Source organism: Streptomyces sp. NPDC051020, assembly GCF_040683105.1.
Taxonomy (GTDB): Bacteria; Actinomycetota; Actinomycetes; order Streptomycetales; family Streptomycetaceae; genus Streptomyces.
In genome coordinates this window covers 1-3,774 of the sequence record NZ_JBFBCG010000187.1, presented here as the reverse complement: position 1 = coordinate 3,774, position 3,774 = coordinate 1, and the positions used below count along the sequence as shown (strand labels likewise).

Sequence of the window (3,774 nt, the reverse complement as noted above, 5' to 3'; positions counted from 1 at the left end):
CTGCATGGACTTGCGCTTGCCGTCCAGCATCAGCCCACGCAGATACAGCTCACCCTTGGCCCGCTGGTCCCGACGGGCCAGCGAGCCGAGCATCTCGGCCGCGAACGCCTCCAGGCGCGGACGGACCTCTTCCATCTCCTCAGGTGTCACACCTGAAAGAAGATCACAACCCTACTCCTGCTTGATCATCCGGGGTACCTAACAAAGCCCTACTAGCAGCATGATCCGGCGCACCAGCGCCGACATCGTGGCCGCGCACGTCTCGATCCGCTTGCGCTGCAGGTGGTCCCGGCGCTCCTCTGCTTCGACGCCTCTCAGCCGCGGTAAGCCTGGTGGACACGCGCGGCAGCGGCTGTCACCGCACGGTAGGCCTGGCGCCGTTCTTCCTGAGCCGCCTGCTGAGCGGTGAAGTCCACGGCCCGGGCCACGGGGTCGAACACGGGCTGGGCCGCGGCCCACCGCCAGCGGGCGTCCGGGTGCAGCACCACTGTGGCTCCTGCCTGGATGTGCAGGTGGCCGGGCGATAAAGGCGGAGCCCGTGCGCCGTGCCGGTCGCTGCCCTCCTCGCCACCAGGCCGTTCCCAGCCCCTCCACCTGCCCACCAGACTCGCCATGGAACTCAACGAAACCCTCGACATGCGGGGCAGCGATGTGCGCGAGCGGGCCGGACGCCGCCGAGGCGGTGCGCGCCGCGCTCGCCGGACTCGGCCAAGAGTGCCCTTCGAGCGTCAGGTGGTGGTGGGCCAGGTCCGCAGCAGCGTGGCGATCCTCGCGGCAGTGCAGGCGGAATCGAGGAGAAGGTCTTTGAGAGCGATGGCGTCGTCGCGAGTGGGCTTCACGGAGATACCGGCGGCTTCGAGATACATGACGCCGGTGGCGGCGGCCACAGCGAGGTTGGAGCGCTCGAGCCAGCGGCACCGGCCGAGGTTGTGCACGAGTGCTGCGGCTTTGGCGTAGGGGCCGTCGTAGACGGGCTGCTCAAAGAGCTCGGCCCGGTGGCGGGCGACAGCCGCGACGGGGACACCGTAGTCGTCGGGGGCGGGATCGTCCGCACCGGCCACCTCGGCGACCTGCAGGATCCAGGGCACGTCGATGTGCAGTTCCATCACGCGGCGCGCACTCCCGGAGGCGTCTGCTGGGCATCCTCGGCCTCGTCGAAGACCGTCTGGTGCTCGGACAGGAAGCGGGCGGCAGCGTCCACCGCGCGGGCGCGCAGGCCGCTGGCGTCGTCCTGCACGAGGCGGGCGAGGTAGTCCCCGATGCTCAGTCCGAGGTCGGCGGCGCGCTTCTTCGCGAGTTCCGCGACGTCCTCATTCACGCGTGCGCCCAGCTGTGTCTTGGCCATACCCCACATGGTAACATCTGTTACCAGTCTGTCCAGGCAACTGCCTGTGGCTGCGAGATACCGAGATCACCGCCTGGCGCCTGCTCCACGCAGACCGCAGCCGCACCACATGGCAGGCCCAGACCGCCTTCCGCGACGGATGGAAGAGCGTCTGAACCACCCCGGCGGGCAACCGCGGCGCTGCCGGCCGGAGCGTCACACGCCTCGCTGATGACTCTCCCGCGTGTGCCGCGGTCTACCATCCCCCTCTGGCGGAACACCACCCCCATCGCGACGTCCCGCTTGGCGGGCTATGCGGCAGGCCCAGTTCCCCCACCCTTGCCCGTCCTGCCGCTACTGTGTCCGAAGGGCCTGGCATCGCACCCCCGTCGATGCCGGGCCCTTCTGGCTGCCCTGCCGGTCCAGCCACCCGGTGATGAGTGCAAGTCCGAAACGGGGCGGCGCTGTACGGGGTTCCGGCCGCCGGCGCGGTAGGAACACGCCGGCGGCGAGAGCGCCCCGGGCCACCACGACGCAGCTACGGGAACACCAGGGGCACGGCGCTGTCCGGCCGATGGCCCATGCGGGCAGCTCGGTCAGGAAGCTGGGCGTCGTTGAGCGGTTCTCGTACGGCCAGTACCAGGAAAAGCGGGTGGCGGGCGGCTGGTCCCAATACTTCTGAAACCAGCACTGTTCAGCATGGAGGCCGAGCGCGACCCGGGTGGCGTGCAGCGCCTCGTGATGGTTGCAGTCGTAGCAGAGCAGCCCGCGAACAAGTCCCGTGGTGTGGCAATGATCAACGACTTCGGCCGGACCCGGGCAGGTGGAGCACGTCCCGTTCTGCTCGCCCCACAGGCGCCACCACACGTACCAGCGCGGCACCCGGCCCGGGAGCGTCCACATCTCGGTGAGCGGCCCGTGGAAGGGCCGTTGCGGGCCCCGGTGGGGCATGTCGTGGCGAGCGGTCCAGTAGCGGCCAGAGTCCTGGCAGACCATGGGCCCGCCAATGGGCCTGCGCTGGTAGTCAGCACCCCACGGAACTGTCGGCCGGTGCACGGCGAGTTGCGCGATGTCGGCCGCGAGTCGTTCGGCGGCGCTCTTGCGCGGGGTCACGCAGACGCGTAGTTGTGCTGAATTTCGGTCGGCCACGGTGTCGACGGCTGCCTCGAGTGTGTCGCGGAAGGGGCCTGTGGCGGCGTCGAGGACCGCGGCCGTACGAACTCTTCAACACTCTGTCCGTCGGCCGCCGCAGCGCGCTGCACCTGGCGGTGCTCCGCCACCGTCAAAGGTGCGCAGAGGGCCGGGGCCTGAGCGAGATCCATGCGGGGACGATACCAGCGCCCTGGGGCCAGCAGAGGCCACGCCTCGACGCCGAGGGGACCTGACCCATGGCCGACACCGGGCGGCCGGTCCGATTCCACCCGTGAACGAGACCGAACACTGCTGGTTCGTCGCGGCGCAATTGAGAGATGCGGCAGCACAGCCTTGCCAGTTCGACACAAAGAGCGGCTGTACGGGGTGCGTCATCCGGCGGGGGTGCGGCCGGTGCGGGCGCGCCACCATCGTGCGACCCGGCTGCCCGTGGGCTGTGGCGGCGTAGCAGCTGTCGTCCATGCGGTGCGGACGGTCGTGGGCAGCTTCGGGAAGTCGGGGTCGTGGCGGGCTATGTGATCGGCGAACGTCGGCACAGCATTGTGGATGGCGACGACCAGTTGTTCGGTGAGGTCGAATGCCTTGCCCTGGTAGCCGGCAATCCTCAGCGTGTAGGCCCGTGGGCCACGGAAGTAGGTGAGTAGCTCGACGGCTTTCCGTGGGTCGTTCTGGAGCATCTTGTGCAGGCTTTGTGCGGTTCGGGCATCGTCGCCACGGTGCAAACTGCTTATTGCCAGTACGGCGTTGGTGGCTTGCGAATTGCTGAACCCTTCCAAGAGGAGCGCTTCAATACGGCCGCTGTGGGTGGGGAGAGTGCTTGTAAGCCTCTCGATGCTACGGCTGCTTTCTTGGGCCAGCGCATGGATGGGCATTGTCACGTTGGCTGGCCGGCGTGGGATGATCTTGTGGTTGGTCGTGCCGGGGAGGGGTTCGCTCGTGTCGTCCGCGTCGCCGTCGTACAAGGGCCACCGGTACCCGGTGGAGATCATCTCCCACTGCGTGTGGCTGTACTTCCGCTTCCCGCTCAGCTTCCGCGAGGTCGAGGAGCTGATGCTCGAGCGCGGCGTGCTCGTCTCCCACGAGACCGTCCGCCGCTGGTGCGCGAAGTTCGGGCAGGCCTACGCCAACGGCCTGCGCCGCCGGCGTGTGCGGCCGGGCGACAAGGGGCACCTGGACGAGATCTTCGTGAAGATCAACGGCGAACTGAAGTACCTGTGGCGGGCCGTCGACGCCGACGGCAACGTGCTCGACATCCTGGTCCAGGGCCGAAGGGACAAGGCCGCGGCCCGGCGCTTCTT

At 68.6% G+C, this 3,774-nt stretch carries 7 protein-coding genes; 1 reads left to right on the top strand and 6 read right to left on the bottom strand.

The features are described from left to right. The 6 genes from AB0N06_RS38290 to AB0N06_RS38265 form a co-directional block, all read right to left on the bottom strand. Nucleotides 1-135: transposase (locus AB0N06_RS38290; RefSeq protein WP_366139291.1), on the bottom strand; the 135-nt coding region annotated here is incomplete at its 3' end. 179 nt (nt 136-314) lie between these two features. Further along, the gene (locus tag AB0N06_RS38285) at nt 315-488 is read right to left on the bottom strand and encodes a hypothetical protein (RefSeq protein ID WP_366139289.1); all 174 of its coding nucleotides are present in this window, start codon (nt 486-488) and stop codon (nt 315-317) included. Nucleotides 489-728: 240 nt separating this feature from the next. Further along, a complete protein-coding gene (locus tag AB0N06_RS38280) occupies nt 729-1,106 on the bottom strand; it encodes a fic family toxin-antitoxin system, toxin component (RefSeq protein WP_366139290.1) in 378 nt (125 codons plus the stop codon). Beyond that, on the bottom strand, nt 1,106-1,345 hold the full coding sequence (locus AB0N06_RS38275) for a hypothetical protein (RefSeq protein ID WP_366139288.1): 240 nt from the start codon (nt 1,343-1,345) through the stop codon (nt 1,106-1,108). Before AB0N06_RS38275 ends, AB0N06_RS38280 begins: the two co-directional genes overlap by 1 nt. Nucleotides 1,346-1,678: 333 nt before the next feature. Next, nucleotides 1,679-2,437 (bottom strand): endonuclease domain-containing protein, encoded by a 759-nt coding sequence (locus AB0N06_RS38270; protein ID WP_366139287.1) that lies wholly within the window; start codon nt 2,435-2,437, stop codon nt 1,679-1,681. A 410-nt stretch (nt 2,438-2,847) separates the two neighbouring features. Beyond that, a complete protein-coding gene (locus tag AB0N06_RS38265) occupies nt 2,848-3,153 on the bottom strand; it encodes a hypothetical protein (RefSeq protein ID WP_366139286.1) in 306 nt (101 codons plus the stop codon). A gap of 259 nt (nt 3,154-3,412) precedes the next feature. On the opposite strand from AB0N06_RS38265, the gene AB0N06_RS38260 reads away from it, so the two are divergent. Continuing rightward, nucleotides 3,413-3,774: IS6 family transposase (locus AB0N06_RS38260; RefSeq protein ID WP_366139285.1), on the top strand; the 362-nt coding region annotated here is incomplete at its 3' end.

What these genes read in the sequence shown, in the direction of transcription:
- AB0N06_RS38280 (WP_366139290.1), bottom strand. Translation starts at nt 1,106, where the DNA reads ATGGAACTGCACATCGACGTGCCCTGGATCCTGCAGGTCGCCGAGGTG.
- AB0N06_RS38275 (WP_366139288.1), bottom strand. Translation starts at nt 1,345, where the DNA reads ATGGCCAAGACACAGCTGGGCGCACGCGTGAATGAGGACGTCGCGGAA.
- AB0N06_RS38265 (WP_366139286.1), bottom strand. Translation starts at nt 3,153, where the DNA reads ATGCTCCAGAACGACCCACGGAAAGCCGTCGAGCTACTCACCTACTTC.